General features: G+C 64.9%; 15 protein-coding genes. 5 read left to right on the top strand and 10 right to left on the bottom strand.

The genetic code is table 11. The annotated features are described in order from the left end of the window. Positions 1 to 32: 32 nt before the first annotated feature. Positions 33 to 2,279, bottom strand: a complete 2,247-nt coding sequence (locus tag AC5QPF_RS14815; RefSeq protein ID WP_494963935.1) for an EAL domain-containing protein — start codon at positions 2,277 to 2,279, stop codon at positions 33 to 35. A 138-nt stretch (positions 2,280 to 2,417) separates the two neighbouring features. Here AC5QPF_RS14815 and AC5QPF_RS14810 point away from each other — a divergent pair, with 138 nt between their 5' ends. From AC5QPF_RS14810 to AC5QPF_RS14795, 4 genes are all read left to right on the top strand, one after another. Beyond that, positions 2,418 to 4,040 carry an aldehyde dehydrogenase family protein gene (locus AC5QPF_RS14810; protein ID WP_494963934.1) on the top strand — a complete coding sequence of 541 codons (1,623 nt, stop codon included), beginning with the start codon at positions 2,418 to 2,420 and terminating at the stop codon, positions 4,038 to 4,040. Between the two features lie 148 nt (positions 4,041 to 4,188). Further along, complete coding sequence (locus AC5QPF_RS14805) at positions 4,189 to 4,650, top strand: VOC family protein (protein WP_494963933.1); 462 nt, start codon at positions 4,189 to 4,191, stop codon at positions 4,648 to 4,650. Positions 4,651 to 4,729: 79 nt separating this feature from the next. After that, a complete protein-coding gene (locus tag AC5QPF_RS14800; RefSeq protein ID WP_494963932.1) occupies positions 4,730 to 5,920 on the top strand; it encodes a DUF8534 domain-containing protein in 1,191 nt (396 codons plus the stop codon). 106 nt (positions 5,921 to 6,026) lie between these two features. Continuing rightward, positions 6,027 to 6,476 (top strand): hypothetical protein, encoded by a 450-nt coding sequence (locus tag AC5QPF_RS14795; RefSeq protein WP_494963931.1) that lies wholly within the window; start codon positions 6,027 to 6,029, stop codon positions 6,474 to 6,476. Between the two features lie 64 nt (positions 6,477 to 6,540). Here AC5QPF_RS14795 and AC5QPF_RS14790 read toward each other — a convergent pair whose 3' ends face one another. The 8 genes from AC5QPF_RS14790 to AC5QPF_RS14755 all read right to left on the bottom strand — a co-directional run bounded on the left by AC5QPF_RS14790 (position 6,541) and on the right by AC5QPF_RS14755 (position 14,355). Beyond that, positions 6,541 to 6,714: a hypothetical protein gene (locus AC5QPF_RS14790; protein WP_494963930.1), complete on the bottom strand. Its 174-nt coding sequence runs from the start codon at positions 6,712 to 6,714 to the stop codon at positions 6,541 to 6,543. A gap of 37 nt (positions 6,715 to 6,751) precedes the next feature. After that, positions 6,752 to 7,792 carry a Rieske 2Fe-2S domain-containing protein gene (locus tag AC5QPF_RS14785; protein ID WP_494963929.1) on the bottom strand — a complete coding sequence of 347 codons (1,041 nt, stop codon included), beginning with the start codon at positions 7,790 to 7,792 and terminating at the stop codon, positions 6,752 to 6,754. Between the two features lie 124 nt (positions 7,793 to 7,916). Continuing rightward, a complete protein-coding gene (locus tag AC5QPF_RS14780) occupies positions 7,917 to 9,317 on the bottom strand; it encodes a DUF1329 domain-containing protein (protein ID WP_494963928.1) in 1,401 nt (466 codons plus the stop codon). 88 nt (positions 9,318 to 9,405) lie between these two features. Further along, entirely contained in the window at positions 9,406 to 10,620 is a 1,215-nt protein-coding gene (locus AC5QPF_RS14775; RefSeq protein WP_494963927.1) for a helix-turn-helix transcriptional regulator, read from the bottom strand. Positions 10,621 to 10,700: 80 nt separating this feature from the next. Further along, positions 10,701 to 11,675 (bottom strand): YCF48-related protein, encoded by a 975-nt coding sequence (locus AC5QPF_RS14770; protein WP_494963926.1) that lies wholly within the window; start codon positions 11,673 to 11,675, stop codon positions 10,701 to 10,703. 206 nt (positions 11,676 to 11,881) lie between these two features. Then, positions 11,882 to 13,084: an acetyl-CoA C-acyltransferase gene (locus AC5QPF_RS14765; protein WP_494963925.1), complete on the bottom strand. Its 1,203-nt coding sequence runs from the start codon at positions 13,082 to 13,084 to the stop codon at positions 11,882 to 11,884. Positions 13,085 to 13,094: 10 nt separating this feature from the next. Then, positions 13,095 to 13,559 (bottom strand): MaoC/PaaZ C-terminal domain-containing protein, encoded by a 465-nt coding sequence (locus AC5QPF_RS14760; RefSeq protein ID WP_494963924.1) that lies wholly within the window; start codon positions 13,557 to 13,559, stop codon positions 13,095 to 13,097. Positions 13,560 to 13,569: 10 nt separating this feature from the next. Next, positions 13,570 to 14,355 carry an SDR family oxidoreductase gene (locus AC5QPF_RS14755; RefSeq protein WP_494963923.1) on the bottom strand — a complete coding sequence of 262 codons (786 nt, stop codon included), beginning with the start codon at positions 14,353 to 14,355 and terminating at the stop codon, positions 13,570 to 13,572. A gap of 190 nt (positions 14,356 to 14,545) precedes the next feature. Here AC5QPF_RS14755 and AC5QPF_RS14750 point away from each other — a divergent pair, with 190 nt between their 5' ends. After that, a complete protein-coding gene (locus AC5QPF_RS14750) occupies positions 14,546 to 14,833 on the top strand; it encodes a hypothetical protein (protein ID WP_494963922.1) in 288 nt (95 codons plus the stop codon). Between the two features lie 4 nt (positions 14,834 to 14,837). Here the strand turns inward: AC5QPF_RS14750 and AC5QPF_RS14745 are convergent, their stop codons facing one another. Then, entirely contained in the window at positions 14,838 to 15,101 is a 264-nt protein-coding gene (locus tag AC5QPF_RS14745; protein WP_494963921.1) for a DUF1652 domain-containing protein, read from the bottom strand. Between the last annotated feature and the right edge of the window lie 42 nt (positions 15,102 to 15,143).

Below are 15,143 nucleotides of genomic sequence, written 5' to 3'. Positions count from 1 at the left end.
CATCGGGATCTGCCCCTCTTCACTGGGCCAGATCAATATTGCACGGCAGTGAAACGCTCCCCCGCCAGCCAATGCTCGAAACGCTCCGCCGGCATCGGCCGACCGATCAGGTAACCCTGGCCATGGTCGCAGCCGGCATTGCGCAAGAACTGATGCTGGGCATGGGTCTCGATGCCCTCGGCAGTGATCCGATAGCCCAGAGCGTGTCCCAGGTCGATGATCGCCCGGGTGATCGCCACATCATTTTCACCTTGGGGCAGATCCTTGATGAAAGCCCGGTCGATCTTCAGGTGGTTGATCGGCAGGGCCTTGAGGTAAGCCAGCGACGAGTAGCCGGTGCCGAAGTCGTCTACCGCCGTCGCCACGCCCAGGGCCTGCAACTGTGCAAGGACTTCACAGGCATGTTGCTGGCTTTCCATCAGCAGGCTCTCGGTGATTTCCACCTCCAGTAACGACGGTTCCAGGCCATGCCGCTGCAGCGCTGCGGTCAGGCTGCCGACGTAGTCGCTGCGCTCGATCTGCAAGGCTGCAACGTTGATGGCGATCGGACCGGGGAGCATTTCCCGGTCACGCCACTGGCGAACCTGCCTGCATACCAGCTCCAGCACCTGCTCACCCAACGGGATGATCAGCCCGGTGCGCTCGGCCAGGGGAATGAAGTCCCCTGGCGAAACCAGCCCGTGCTGCGGATCGCGCCAGCGCAACAGCGCTTCGGCGCCTTCGACGCGACCACTGAACAGGTCGATGCGCGGCTGGTACCAGAGTTCGAACTCCTGCTGCTCAAGGGCCCGGCGCAGGGCCCGCTCCATGCCCAGGCGCTGTTGCAGGCGCGCGGTCATGTCGCCGTGGTACAGGCGCCAGGCGTTGCGCCCGCTTTCCTTGGCCGCATACATCGCAGTGTCGGCGTGGCGCATCAGGCTTTCGCTGCTGTCTCCGTGGTCGGGACACAGAGCAATGCCGATGCTGCCACTGACCAGGGCGGCATTGCCCTTCAGGTCGAACGGCCGCTGCAAGGCACGCAGCAGGCCATCTACCACCTTGGCCACGTAGTCCAGGTTCTCGGCGCGGGTGAGAATAAAAGCGAACTCGTCGCCCCCCAGACGGCAGACCGTGTCGTCCAGGCCGATACCCGCACCGAGGCGCTGGGCGGCCTGCTCAAGGAGCAGGTCGCCAAGGGCATGACCCAGGCTGTCGTTGACCTGCTTGAAGCCGTCGATATCCAGCAATAGCACGGCCATCTGCGGACGTGGCGTCTGCAGCGCCTGTTCCAGGCGACGCAGGAACAACACCCGGTTGGGCAATCCGGTGATGGCATCGTAATGGGCCAGACGCTCCAATTGGGCCTGGGAATGCTTGAGCTCGGCGTTGCGCTGGTTGATCAGCCGGTTACTGCGGTTCAACTGGGCGACGAAAATGCTGAACAGGCCCGTGGTGCAGAGCGCGAAGAGGAACAGCGGCGAGCCGAACAGGCTCATCGACGACCAGCCCTCACGCGGCACCGCCGCCAGTTGCCAGGTGCCACCTGGCACGTCGACATTGAGGGTCACGGCGGAATCCTCGAACAGCGCCGCCTCGCCCCAGATCATCGCCCCCGCCGCGCCCTCGCCATCGCCGCCGCGCAAGGCCAGGCGGAAGGTCGAATCCTCGACGACCCCGGCGGCGCGCAACAGGCTGCCAATGTCCGCCACCACCGAAACATTGCCCCAGTACAGGCGTACCCCCTTGTGGCCCTTGAGAAATACCGGCCGCCGATAGATCAGCGCATCGCCACCCTGGTACAGCTGCACCGGACCGGCCAGCACTGCTTCCTGGCTGTCCCGGGCCCGGCGCACCAACGGATACTGGGACGGCAGCACGCGGTAGTCGAGACCCAGTACGCTCTGGTTGCGGTCCAGTGGATAGACATCGGCGATCACGTCGTTGGGCGCCAGGGAGATATGGCGGATATAGGACACCGACTCCATGGCCTGACGTGCCATGTCATGGAAATGCGTCGTAGAGATGTCACCATCGGCACTGAGCAACTGGGCGATCCCTTCGGTCTCACCGAAGGCCGAGCGCATCTGTGCCTCCAGCCCGGCGCGAATGCCCGACAGGCGCATGCTCGCGGTGGCGATCAACTCACTTTCCTCGCGCTGCACATCGAGCCGGCCGAGGGCAACGGACAGGCCGATGCCGATCACGGCGAAACCGATGGGCAACAGACGATAAGCGGTGGAGCGCACGCGGGTGGGGAAGTGGCGAGGGGGGTGTTGCAGGGCAAGGATTCTTGTCGTCATACGCCGGCTGCTTGCGTCCGTTTTTAAGGCTATCGGCGATGGCAAAACAATATTGAGGCAGGCTGGCTTTTTTTTATCGGCCGGCGTTATGCTCGACTGAAACGTTTCACCCATTCAAAGAAAAAGAGGTGTCGTGCCATGGATCGTTTGCTGGATTCGCTGTTTCCCACTGCCGAAGAAATCCCTGAGGCGTATCGCCTGGGCGCACCGCTGGAGCAGCGCGACTACCTGGTGAATGGCGAACTGCGCCATTGGCATGGCCCGCTGGCCACGGTGCGCAGTCCGGTCTGGCTGAAACAGGCGGACGGCAGCGAGCAGCAGGTGGTGCTGGGCAGCGCGCCGCTGCTGGATGCCGACACCGCCCTGACTGCCCTGGATGCCGCCGTGCATGCCTACGACAAGGGCCGCGGTGCCTGGCCGACCATGCGCGTGGCCGAACGCATCCGTCATGTCGAGGGCTTTCTCGGGCGCATGCGCCAGCAGCGCGAAGCCGTGGTCAAGCTGCTGATGTGGGAGATCGGCAAGAATCTCAAGGACGCCGAAAAGGAATTCGACCGCACCTGCGACTACATCGTCGACACCATCGGCGCGCTCAAGGAGCTCGATCGCCGCTCCAGCCGCTTCGAGCTGGAACAGGACACCCTCGGCCAGATCCGCCGCGCACCGCTGGGCGTGGCGCTGTGCATGGGTCCCTACAACTACCCGCTGAACGAGACCTTCACCACCCTGATCCCGGCGCTGATCATGGGCAACACCGTGGTGTTCAAGCCGGCCAAGTTCGGCGTGCTGCTGATTCGTCCACTGCTGGAAGCGTTCCGCGACAGCTTCCCGGCCGGGGTGATCAACGTTATCTATGGCCGTGGCCGCGAGACCGTCAGCGCGCTGATGGCCAGCGGCAAGGTCGACGTGTTCGCTTTCATCGGCACCAACAAGGCCGCCAGCGACCTGAAAAAACTTCATCCGCGCCCGCACCGCCTGCGCGCTGCCCTTGGCCTGGACGCGAAGAACCCCGGCATCGTGCTGCCCGAGGTGGACCTGGACAACGCGGTCAACGAGGCGATTACCGGCGCACTGTCGTTCAACGGCCAGCGCTGCACAGCGCTGAAGATCCTGTTCGTCCATGAGCAGGTGGTGGACGCCTTCCTGGAGAAATTCCAGACCAGGCTGGCCGCGCTCAAGCCGGGCATGCCCTGGACCCCGGGCGTCGGCCTGACGCCGCTACCGGAGCCAGGCAAGATCGACTACCTCAACGGCCTGGTGGACGATGCCCTGGGCCATGGCGCCAAGGTGCTCAACCCAGGCGGCGGGCAGAGCCGCGGCTCGTTCTTCTACCCCGCCCTGCTCTACCCGGTGAACCCGGCGATGCGCGTCTACCATGAGGAACAGTTCGGCCCGCTGGTGCCGGTGGTGCCGTACCGCGACCTGCAGACGGTAATCGACTATGTGCTGGATTCCGACTTCGGCCAGCAGCTCAGCCTGTTCGGCACCAACTCCAAGGACATCGGGCTGCTGGTGGACACCTTCGCCAACCAGGTCGGACGCATCAATATCAACGCGCAATGCCAGCGCGGTCCCGACACTTTCCCGTTCAATGGCCGCAAGAACTCTGCCGAAGGCACCCTGTCGGTGCATGACGCGCTGCGCACCTTCTCCATCCGCACCCTGGTGGCCACACGCTTCCAGGAAGCCAACAAGGAACTGATCAGCGACATCATCCGCAACCGCGAATCGAGCTTCCTGACCACCGACTACATCTTCTGAAGCGCCGTTCGGGCCCTGCCGATGCCCGCCTGTCCAGCGAATGCGCAATTCGATTTGCGCATTCGTCATTCCTGTACAAATATACAGGTCTACGCCCGACGCATCGCGCCGGGATTGTCCGTTGGCTCGTTACAGGAGGAACATGCAAATGGCAGCAAAACCCATCCCCGAAGGTGCACACAGCATCACCCCCTACCTGGGCATCAAGGACGCCCACAAGGCCATCGATTTCTACAAAGCGGCCTTTGGCGCGGTAGAGCTGTTCCGTCTCGAAGGCCCTGACGGCCGCATCGGCCATGCCGAACTGAAGATCGGCGACTCCTCGATCATGCTCGCCGAACCTTGCGACCAGGCCTCCCTGGTGGCCAGCCAGTCGCAGCCCGGTGTTTCGGTGGGCCTGCACCTGTACGTCGAGGACGTCGATGCCCGCCATGCCCAGGCGCTCAAGGCCGGGGCCACCGAGGTCAGCGCCGTGCAGGACCAGTTCTATGGCGACCGCAGCGGCTCGGTGAAGGATCCGTTCGGCAACCTGTGGTTCATCTCCACGCACAAGGAAGACCTGTCGGTCGAAGAGATCCGCGCGCGGGCGGCGAAGCTGTTCGGCGGTTGATCGGCGTAAATTGAGGTAATGTTGCGGTCCATCGCTGGCTTGCCAGCGATGGCTGCGAAGCAGCCTCTTAAGGACATCCATGCGAATCATCGAAAAGAACGCCGCCCTGGTGCGCAGCCTCACCCCCGCCGAAGACGACCTGCTGCGCGGTTTCAACCGCGGCACCCTGGAAGGCCCGCGGTTGCTGCAGGCCAACCAGCTGCTGATGAAGGTCCGCGCCGCCGGCCACTGGCTCGCTTGCGACTGCCAGGCCAAGGCCATGCCGGTGCTCAACGTCACCCTCAACAGCCACACCGGCACCCTGTTCCTGAAGAACAACCCCGGTACCGCCGAGCACGCTGCCGACTGTCCCTTCATCAAGGACGAGCGCGACGCCGGCGAGCAGGACAGCCAGGACATCCCGCCCGCCGCCTGGCTCGCCCCGGATGCGCCGCTGCGCCTGATCGGCGATTTCCGCCGTGCCAGTGAGGAAAATGCATCGGGCAACGGCAGCGGCGACAAGCGCGAACAGCATCGCCTGCTCTCGCTGCTGCTGACCTGGATCGAGGCCAGCGGCCTCAACGTCTATGCCACCCACCTGAAGAAGGACCTGACCGCGCAGTTCGCCGAGTTGCGCGGCGTTGCCGGGCGCTATCCGCTGATGGAGCGGGTACCGGCCAGCAACTACCTGGAAACCCGCCTGGACATGAAGCACATGATGATGCTCAAGGCGCGCCTGCGGGAGTCCACGGTATTCGGCAACCACCGCCGCCATGGCCTGCTGCTGGACTGCGTCAGCCAGATCAAGGGGCGCAAGGTATTCAACGAACGCAGCGAGGACGGCTTCGACTTCCAGGGTCACCATCTGCTCTGGGGCGGCAGCCGCACCCCGGGCCCGCTGCTGGCCCTGGCCATCTACTCGCCGGCCAGCGCCGGCAGCCATTTCTACGAACTGATCCATGTCGCCAGCGTGCCGGTGCTGTCTCGCGGGCACCTGTTCCCGGTGTATCGCGACGAGGAACGGGAACCGCTGAAGATGCTGGTGTCGCTGATCGACTGGATGGCCAGCAAGGGCGTGCGGGTGACCATGCGCCGCCCGGTGATCGGTGGCCAGGTGATGGACGAGCTGGTGCTGAGTTCGGACCAGGACCGGGTGCTCTCGGTGTCATTGACCGAGCAGCCGCAGGGTCCGGAGCCGGAGGTGGAGAACTTCCGCCGTTATGCCGACTTCAAGAGCCTGGACACCTTCCGCAAGTACGTGGCGGGCTTCTTCATGCGTGGGCGGGAATAGGGATATAGCGAAGCGCCATTGGTCGCCGCGGGAGAGAACCTGATCGCACCTGCCCGGGCAGGTGCGGCCCAATGACAGGTATCTCACGCGAAAAAGGAGTTTGACCATGAAGCGTACAGCGCTTGCCGCCCTGGTGTTCAGCGCACTGCTGGGTGGCCATGCACTTGCCGACACCGGGCCGACCAATCCCAACCCGACCACGCCTGGCATGGGTTCGGGCGTGCCCCCGGAAATTCCCGCGCCGGGCAGCACCGATCCGCGCATGCAGGGCAGTGATCCGGGGCGCCAGGGAGGCGCGACCACGGATGGAACCGACCGCAGCAAACGGCCGGAAACGTTGATGAATGGCACCGGGTCGGAACCCGGCACCGAGCGTAACGGAACCGGCAGCAGTGGTTCCGGTATGGGCGGATCCGGTACCGGTGGATCAGGCACCGGCTCAGCCCCTGGCGCAGGAACCGGCATGGGCGGCGAAGGTCGCGGGATGGGTGGCTCCGGTACGGGCAGTTCGGGCACCGGCACGGGAGCTGGCACCGGATCTGGTGGCGGTCAGTAACCCAGCAATCAGCAACGACGCGGACCCGCTCCCACAAGGTCCGCGTCATGATTGAGAACTGTGCTCAGCGCATGCTCGGCCAGCCCTGAAACGCCGGTACCACCGCCACACACCCCGGCAACTGCCGGCAGGCCTTGATACTCAGCGGCTCCGCCGGCACCGAAAGCAGCACCGTCAGCACCACGGACACGAGGATCAACAGAGGAATGCAATAGGCAAGCAGGCTTTTTGTTTTCATTGTCGGCTTTCTCCTGATGCGGGTTGGCTGCTGGGGATCAGCGCTCGTCGACAGTCACGAATTCACGCCGCTCAGCCATGCTCGCCGGCACCTGCTCTTCATCGGTGAAGAACTGCTCGTACCACTCGCGCAACTGGTACACCGGCCCGTCGTTCTCGGCCAGCACCGGCTTGTCGATGCGGATCTTGTGCTTCCAGATATCCACGTCCTGGTAGAACGAATCCCGGTTGCTCTGGACGTAGGCCCTGGCCACCTCGCGGTTCTGCTCCTCGCTCCACTCCGGCACGCGCTTGACCATGCAGCCGAAACGCAGCTCGAAGCTGTTCGGCCCCACCGGCACGTGGCTGTTGAGCAGGATGGCGTGGATGCGCACGTCACCGAACATCGAGCTCAGGTGGGTGAAGTGGGTCGCCGGGCCGTAGTAGGCCGATTCGGCGATCAGGTCGCCGCCCAGGCGCTCGGAGTCGCCGTGGAAGATCTGGTGACCGATATGGCCTTCGAAGATGTTCGAGAAGAACTTGGTCGGGGTGCCATGCACCGGGCCGAAATGCTGGGCATCCACCAGGTTGTCGACCAGCTCCCGCGGGTTGGTTTCGATCAGCATGGTGTCGATGTTCCACTCGTGGATCCACTCGTCGCTGTCCATCACATCGAGGTGCGGGATGACCACGCCTGCCTTCGGCGGCTGGCCTTGCGGGTTGTTCCAGATGAACAGCAGGTTGTTTTCCTCGCAGGTCAGCCAGGCACGGGTCTTGGCTTTCGGCGGGATGCGCTTGCAGTACGGGATTTCCACGCACTTGCCGACGGTGTCGTATTTCCAGTGGTGGAACGGACAGACCACGCGGTCGTTCTCGATGGTGCCCTGGGACAGGTCGGCGCCCATGTGCGGGCAGTAGGCGTCGAGGATGCTGATGGCGCCTTCGCTGGTGGCGAAGGCCACCAGGCGGGTGCCGAAGATGTTCAGGGTGTGCAGCTTGCCGTCACGGTAGTCGGCCGCATCCCCCAGGCAGTGCCAGCCACGGGCATAGCGATGGGTGCGCTGGGCGCTGTCGAGGGAGATTTCTGCGAGTTTGGTCATTTTGTTGTTGTTCCTCGGCTAGTCCCCAAGAAAAAGGGGGGAATTCATGGAGGGCATGATTGGGCAGGAAGGGCACGGTCTTCATCCTTCATTTGGACTAGGCCGGTGCCCCCCCACAGGTTCCTTACTGGCCGAACCGCCGAGCGGCCTCAGGCCCGAAGTCCTTCGGACTGAAGCCGGGCTTGTTCAACTGGTAGCCATTGCGCTGCTCGTTGATCAGGTTGAACGCCAGGTAGCTGCCGGCATTGAGGTCGTGGTACAGCCCTACCCCGGCCTGCTGGCCCTGGGTCTCGTAGGCGTAGTAGTAATTGACCATCGAGGTACGCCACAGCTCGCCACGGTTGTCGTAGTTGTCGGCCAGCATCGGGAACCAGGTGTCTTCATCGATGTACAGCTTGCGCTTGCCGTACAGGTGGCGATAACCGGGCTTGAGCGTACCTTCCAGCTCCCAGACGCGGTGCTTCTCATAGCGCATGGCCTCGGGGTTGATATGCCCCGGTGTCAGCAGCTCGGCGTACTTCAGGTTTGGCGAGTGCAGACGGTAGGCGTTGTAGGGGATGTACATCTCGCGCTTGCCGACGATCTTCCAGTCGTAGCGCTGGCCGGAACCGTTGAACAGGCGCACCTCGTCGACGGTGATGGAACCGCCGCTACCCGGGAACGACATATCGAAGCCGTAGCCCGGCGACTGCCGCACACGACGGGTGCCCGGGTCGTAGCGCCAGGCCTGGCGCGGCTCGGTCTTGTCGTTCCAGAACTCGGTGCCGGTGTTGATCTCGCCCTTGTCGCGCTGCGGCAGCAGGGTCTCGTTGAGGTAGAAGGAGGAGTTGCCGGTAGTGTCGCCGATCTTGCCCGGCTCCAGCGCCGGCGCCAGGTTGCGCGAGTGCACGCGGCCCCAGTTGATGTTGCCGTCCTTGAGCACGTAGGCGTTATCGGAGATGTACTCCTCGGTCCAGGCCCGCAAGGTGAAGGTCGAGGCGTTCTTCAGCAATTCCAGGCCGCTGCGCGGCACCGGGAACGGCGTGCCACCGGTCTTGCCGACCACCCCTTCGCCGTCGTCCACCAGCTTGGCGATGGCGGCATTTTCCTTGGTCGCCTGGCACACCGCGTCGTTGTAGCGGAAGTCGCGGTGGCTGGGGTAGATCGGCATCCGGAAGGTGGCCGGGTACAGCTTGAACAGGGCTTTCTGCCCGTCGGAGAGCTGGTCGGCGTACTGCGCCAGGTTGCTCGCGGTGATCACGAACAGCGGTTTTTCGTCCGGGTACGGATCGACCGGATGGTTGCCGGTGCCCTTGAAGTCAACCTGGGGCGGCACGCCCAGCCACTTGCCCGAGTACGGGGGGATGCTGCCGTCAGCGTTGCCACTCTTGTCCGCGCCGAGGCAGGTGAGTTCGCTGCCAAGGCGCGCTACGTCTTCAGGGGCGGCCTGGGCCGTGACGATAAAGACGCTGCCCAGGGCTGCCGCCAGGGTGGCGCGGCGCGTCCACGCGGTCAGGCAACGGGGGGCCAGGATACTGCCGGTCATTGTTGTTCTCCTTGGATTACCGATAGCGGGAGCCCAGTATCGGCAGGGGCTGGAACCGGCAGCATCGTCCGTGCGGACTAACGCATTTTTACCCGCCCGCCGCGCTCGCCGGCAGCGGCAAGGAGCCCGCCTGGCCGAGGGCGACCACGCTGTTGAGCATGATCCGCACCAGTTCGGTCTGTCGGCGCACGCCGGTCTTGGAGAAGATCGACCGCAGGTGTGCCCGCGCCGTGTTGCGGCGGATGTTCAGCAGCTCCGAGGCTTCCTCCAGCGACAGACCGTTGGCAAGCTCCAGGGCCAGCGCGGTTTCTGCCGGGGTGAGGTGGTAGAGCTGCGAGGTCACCACGTTGCTCACCAAGGATTTGCCCACCGCATCGCGGACATAGACCATCACCGTCGGCTTGCCCTTGCCGTCGAGCAGTTCCTGGGACGGTATCAGTTCCACCACTACCCCCAGGTTGACCTGCCCGGAGGGCCGCGACACCGACATGGCCTCGGCGCCCACGCTGTCGCCCTCGCCCTGTCGCGCCCGGGTGAAGGCGTTGCGCACCAGGCGACTGAGCTCGCGGTTGTCGCTGGGATAGGTGGCTTCGAGACGCCCGCCCACTAGCTTGAGGCCGTCGTTGCTGTCGAGGATTTCCCGCGCCACAGGGTTGAGCTGCAGCACGCTGCCGCTCTCGTCGAGAACGATGGTGGCCACCGCCAGGCGGCTGATGGTCTGGCTGTAGAGGCTGCCCAGGGACTCGCTGCGGTCCAGCAGCGAATGCATGTGCAGCGCCCGGCGCAGGTGTGGCATGAGCATCGCGCACATGGCCCGCTCGGCCTCGGCGAAGCGCGCCTGCTCGCGCTGGCGGTTGATGCGCAGGCGCAGCACACCGCCGTCGGGCATGCTGATATCGACACCGAGCATCTGATGGCAGCCGTAGGGCTCGCAGTACAGCAGGTAGAACGACGAATTCAGCCATTCGGCCTCGCTCATCAGGTCGTCGATGGTGAAGACCCGGTCCGTGGGCAGCTTGTCGAACAGCGTCGACTTGGCGTAGTAGGCGTAGTGATTGACTCCGCCCTCACCCAGCTCGATATCCCCGGCGACCATCATCGGCGAGAGGAAGGGCTCGTCGGCCACTCGCAGGATCAGGGTCACGAAGTTGGCCTGGAACAGCGCCCGCAGCTGCTGCAGGGCCTCGGTCATGCGCCGCGTGTCCAGCGCAGCTTCGTAGATGGTGCCAATCAGGTGTTCATAATCAGCCAGCGCCAGCCCCATCTCTTCCAGGACCCGGGCGTTGGGCATCGTGGTGTGCATGGTCAGTCCCCCGCGGGCCCGGCCTGCCGGCGCCCGCATCATTGTTGTTATGGTGGTGACGTGCGGCGTGATAGCAGGCTTCAGCGGGCAGCGGCAAGGGCCCCGGCGTCGCTGCCCTGATAGACGCCGCGTTCGCCGGCGACCAGCAGGTGCCGGGCACCGAGCACTACGGCGGAGGTCAGGGTGCCAAGGCCCTGGCGCTGCGAGCGGTCCTGCACCGCGCCACTGGCATCGAGGCGGATCAGGCGGCTGCCGGCACCGACCAGCACCAGACCCTGGTTGCCCGGCAGCAACGCATGGCCGTAGATCGGCTGATTGCTGCCGACGTCGACGCGCTGCCAGCTGTCACCGAAATCGCGGGTAATGAACACGTGCCCGCGCATGCCGTAAGCCAGCCAGCGCTCGGCAGACAGGCGGACCACGCCGAACAGCGAGCCGTTGTAGAAGGGATCAAGGCTTTGCCAGTGCTGACCGCCATCGCTGGAGCGCAGCACCAGGCCCTGTTCGCCGACCAGCATCTGGCGGCCATCGCTGCCGCCGTCCAGGCCATTGAAATGGGCGCCGTCGCCGGGCATTTCCCGGGCCGTCCAGTGTTCGCCGGCGTCGCTGGATTCCAGGTACTTGCCATAGCTGCCGTAGGCGACCACGTGCCGGCCATCGCCGCTCCACACGCCTAGCAGCGGTTCGCCGAGTTCGGCGTCGTAACGGATTTCCTGCCAGTTCAGGCCGCCATCGGTGGAGCGCAGGATCCAGCCGTCGTGCCCGACCGCCACCAGCAGGCCGGGGCCGAGGGCGGTGACAGCGGTCAGTGTTGCGGCGCGTCCGCCGGCGACCTGGCTGGCCTGCCAGGTCAGACCACCGTCCTCGCTGCGCAGGATGGTGCCACGTTCGCCGACGCCGAGCAGTTGCGGGCCATCGGCAAGCAAGGCGTTGACCTGGACCCGGTCGGCGTTGATCTCGGTGGCGGCCAGGGCCGGCGGTTGGCGGGGGGCGAAGGCGAAGGCCACAGCAGCGATGACGATGGCGCTCATGAGGTAGCCGATCAGATTGCGCATGACGGGCTCCCGGGCGAGTGACGCAGGCACGGTGCAGGCTTCATCGGGTGATCCTCTTGTTCTTGGTTGTCGGAGGATCATCCGACCGGGTGGTCATGGCGGGCATCGTCCAAATGGGTTAGCTGCAAGCCTCAAGCTACAAGCTAAAGCAGCGGCGCCGCGGACAGCTCTTTCTTGCCACTTGCAGCTTGAAACTTGCAACTGCTCTAAGGCAGTTCGAACAACCCCGCCGCGCCCATCCCGCCGCCAATGCACATCGCGACCACGACGAACCTCACCCCGCGCCGCCGCCCTTCCAGCAGTGCATGGCCGACCATCCGCGCCCCGGACATTCCGAACGGGTGCCCGATGGCAATGGCCCCGCCATTGACGTTCAACCGCTCCGGCGCAATCTCCAGGGCATCCCGGCAATGCAGGACCTGGCAGGCGAATGCCTCGTTGATCTCCCACAGACCAATATCACTGACCCGCAGGCCATGCCGCGCAAGCAATTTGGGCACAGCCACCACCGGACCGATGCCCATTTCCTCCGGCGCGCAACCACCCACGACAATCCCGCGGTAGATCCCCAGCGGCGTCAGCCCGCGGCGCCGGGCCTCCTCCCGGCTCATCAGCAGGCAGGCCGCCGCGCCATCGGAAAACTGCGAGGCATTGCCGGCAGTGATGAACTCGCCCTGCTCCACCCACTTGCCGTCCTTCCACACCGGCTTGAGCGCCTCCAGATCCTCCAGACGGGTGCTGGGCCGGTTGCACTCGTCACGCTCGACCCGCACCCGCTCATGGCCGGCAGGCTGGCCGTCCTTGTCGAACAGCAGGCGCTCGACCTCGATCGGCACGATCTCCTCGTCGAACAGCCCGGCCCGCTGCGCCGCCGCCGTGCGCTGCTGGCTCTGCAGGCTGTATTCATCCTGGGCGGCGCGGCTGATGCCGTAGCGCCGCGAGACGATCTCGGCAGTCTCCAGCATCGGGATATAGGCCGTCGGCATCACTTCCAGCACCGCCTGCGACTGGGCGCGGTAGGTGTTCTTGTGCCTGGTCTGGGTCAGCGACAGCGACTCCACTCCACCACCGATGGCGATGCTCATCTCGCCGGCGAGGATGTTCTTCGCCGCCACGCCGATGCTCATCAGGCCCGAGGCGCACATGCGGTCCAGGGCCATGCCCGGCACGCTGTCCGGCAGGCCGCCGGTATAGGCGCAGAGCCGACCGATGTTGTAGGCCTGAGTGCCCTGCTGCACAGCGGCGCCCATGATCACGTCTTCCACCGCTGCAGCCTCGATCCCGGCGCGCTCGACCACAGCGCGCACCACATGGCCGCCGAGCACCGGGGCCTCGGTATCGTTGAAGGATCCGCGGAAGGACTTGGCCAGCGCGGTGCGCGCCGTCGAGACGATTACGACTTCATTCATGACTATTCACTCAAAGGGGATTGAAGGTGTAGCGGCTGATGGTGTCGATCACACAGCCCGGGCGGCTTTCGCCCTCGATCTCGACGCTGACGCGGACCACGGCCTGTACTGCTTCGCCGATTTCCTCGACGCGCAGGATCACGCCGTGCCCGCGCACCCGCGATCCGACCCGCACCGGCGCTGGAAAGCGCACCCTGTCAGAGCCGTAGTTGACGCCCATGGCCATGTTTTCCAGAGCCATCAGTTGCGGCAGAAAGAGGTTGGCCAGGGACTGGGTCAGGTAGCCGTGGGCGATGCACGCGCCGAACGGGCCACTGGCGGCGCGCTCGGGGTCGACGTGAATCCACTGGTGATCGCCTGTGGCTTCGGCGAACAGGTCGATGCGTTCCTGGCTGACCGGCAGCCAGTCGGTGTGGCCGAGGTCCAGCCCCTCGGCATCGAGCAGGGCCCGGGCGCTGCTGAAGACATGGTTCATGGGCGAGTCCTCAGGCCTGTTGCGAGCTGACGGAGAGCACTTCGCCGACCATGTAGGAGGCATAGTCACTGGCAAGGAACATCATCACATTGGCCACTTCCCAGACTTCGGCGGCGCGGCCAAAGGCCTCGCGCCCGGCCAGGCTGGCCAGCAGCTCCTCGCTGGAGGCTTTCTTGAGGAAGTCATGCAGGGCGATGGAAGGCGACACGGCATTGATGCGCACGCCGTGCTCGGCGGCTTCCAGGGCGCTGCAACGGGTCAGCGCCATCACCCCGGCCTTGGCTGCGGCGTAATGGGCCTGTTCCTTCTGCGCCCGCCAGCCGAGCACCGAAGCGTTGTTGATGATGGCGCCGGCGCCGCGACGCTGCATGTGCGGGAGCATGGCGCGGGTCATGCGGAACGTGCCGGTGAGGGTCACGTCGAGGACCCGCGACCATTCCTCGTCGCTCATCTCCACCACGGCCCTCTGTCCACCGAGACCGGCGTTGTTGACCAGCACATCGACGCCACCGAGTTTCTGCTCGGCGGCTGCCACCAGGGCCTGTACCTCTTGTTCAACGGTGACGTTGCACAGTTGGCCGTGGATAGCGTTCAAACCGGTCTCCGCCTTCAGCCGCTCGACCGCCTCTTCCAGGCGGCGCGGGTGGATGTCGGAGATCATCAGCGCCCGGCAACCTTCCTCGGCACTGCGCCGGGCCGCCGAATAGCCAATGCCGGCACCGGCCGCAGCGGTGATCAGGACCGACTTGCCGGCCAGCAACTGGTGACCGGGTACATAGGGGGGTGCTTGTCTCACTGCGAATGCCTCCAGGGGAAATAACCCGCTCAGGTATACGGCGGGCGGGCCGGAGGCACATCGTCAAAACGGGGTATGGCGCGGTTTCGCGCCCATGGACGCTGGCTGAAATCTTTTGAAGAAAAAAACTGACGGCGTGGTCTAACCTCCATCAGCCCGCATCTGATCGTTCAAAAGGAGGTGAATCCCCATGCCCGCGGCTATCGCCCCTCGCCCGCAGCCCCTGCAGATCGATTTCACCCGCGACACCCTGTTCGGCGTCTCGACCCAGAGCGCCGAGTGCCAGGTGCAACTGGAAGCCTTGAATATCAATGGCAAGCCTGGCGTGCAGTTGCAGGTCACACCGCCCCTGCCGCCGCGGCTGGAGCATGCGCATACGCTGGTGTTCACCTGGCGCGGACACACCTGCCGGGGCATCGTGCAATCGTCCCGGCAGTGTCATGACGGCAGCTTGCAGCTGCGTCTGGAACTTCAGTAAGGCTTCAGCGGCCGGTCATCAGGTGCGGCATGGGATGCTGCTGCTCACGCTGCTGGCGTACCCGGGCCACCAGATCGGCGAGCGCCCGGCAATCCGGCAGCGTGCCGAGCTGGATATCGCTCACGGTCATCGCCGCGCGCCGGGCGTCGGCTGGGAAATGCAGGGTCAACGACAGGCCGTCGCCGCAGCTCACCTGACAATGGTCGGGCAGGAACGCACCCTCGATCAGTTGTCGCAGTTCAAGATCGCACACTCCGTGCATTGGCATGATTCAACCCTCCGGATGACAAGGATGGCCGTCCAAGTCAGA

Source organism: Pseudomonas sp. Con_6, from assembly GCF_059379395.1.
This window is presented reverse-complemented; position numbering and strand designations above follow the sequence as displayed.

Excerpts from the sequence above, each read along its gene's own strand:
- AC5QPF_RS14745 (WP_494963921.1), bottom strand. The coding sequence starts at position 15,101 with ATGCCAATGCACGGAGTGTGCGATCTTGAACTGCGACAACTGATCGAG.
- AC5QPF_RS14780 (WP_494963928.1), bottom strand. The coding sequence starts at position 9,317 with ATGACCGGCAGTATCCTGGCCCCCCGTTGCCTGACCGCGTGGACGCGC.
- AC5QPF_RS14785 (WP_494963929.1), bottom strand. The coding sequence starts at position 7,792 with ATGACCAAACTCGCAGAAATCTCCCTCGACAGCGCCCAGCGCACCCAT.
- AC5QPF_RS14790 (WP_494963930.1), bottom strand. The coding sequence starts at position 6,714 with ATGAAAACAAAAAGCCTGCTTGCCTATTGCATTCCTCTGTTGATCCTC.
- AC5QPF_RS14800 (WP_494963932.1), top strand. The coding sequence starts at position 4,730 with ATGCGAATCATCGAAAAGAACGCCGCCCTGGTGCGCAGCCTCACCCCC.
- AC5QPF_RS14760 (WP_494963924.1), bottom strand. The coding sequence starts at position 13,559 with ATGAACCATGTCTTCAGCAGCGCCCGGGCCCTGCTCGATGCCGAGGGG.
- AC5QPF_RS14765 (WP_494963925.1), bottom strand. The coding sequence starts at position 13,084 with ATGAATGAAGTCGTAATCGTCTCGACGGCGCGCACCGCGCTGGCCAAG.
- AC5QPF_RS14750 (WP_494963922.1), top strand. The coding sequence starts at position 14,546 with ATGCCCGCGGCTATCGCCCCTCGCCCGCAGCCCCTGCAGATCGATTTC.
- AC5QPF_RS14805 (WP_494963933.1), top strand. The coding sequence starts at position 4,189 with ATGGCAGCAAAACCCATCCCCGAAGGTGCACACAGCATCACCCCCTAC.
- AC5QPF_RS14770 (WP_494963926.1), bottom strand. The coding sequence starts at position 11,675 with ATGCGCAATCTGATCGGCTACCTCATGAGCGCCATCGTCATCGCTGCT.
- AC5QPF_RS14815 (WP_494963935.1), bottom strand. The coding sequence starts at position 2,279 with ATGACGACAAGAATCCTTGCCCTGCAACACCCCCCTCGCCACTTCCCC.
- AC5QPF_RS14795 (WP_494963931.1), top strand. The coding sequence starts at position 6,027 with ATGAAGCGTACAGCGCTTGCCGCCCTGGTGTTCAGCGCACTGCTGGGT.
- AC5QPF_RS14810 (WP_494963934.1), top strand. The coding sequence starts at position 2,418 with ATGGATCGTTTGCTGGATTCGCTGTTTCCCACTGCCGAAGAAATCCCT.
- AC5QPF_RS14775 (WP_494963927.1), bottom strand. The coding sequence starts at position 10,620 with ATGCACACCACGATGCCCAACGCCCGGGTCCTGGAAGAGATGGGGCTG.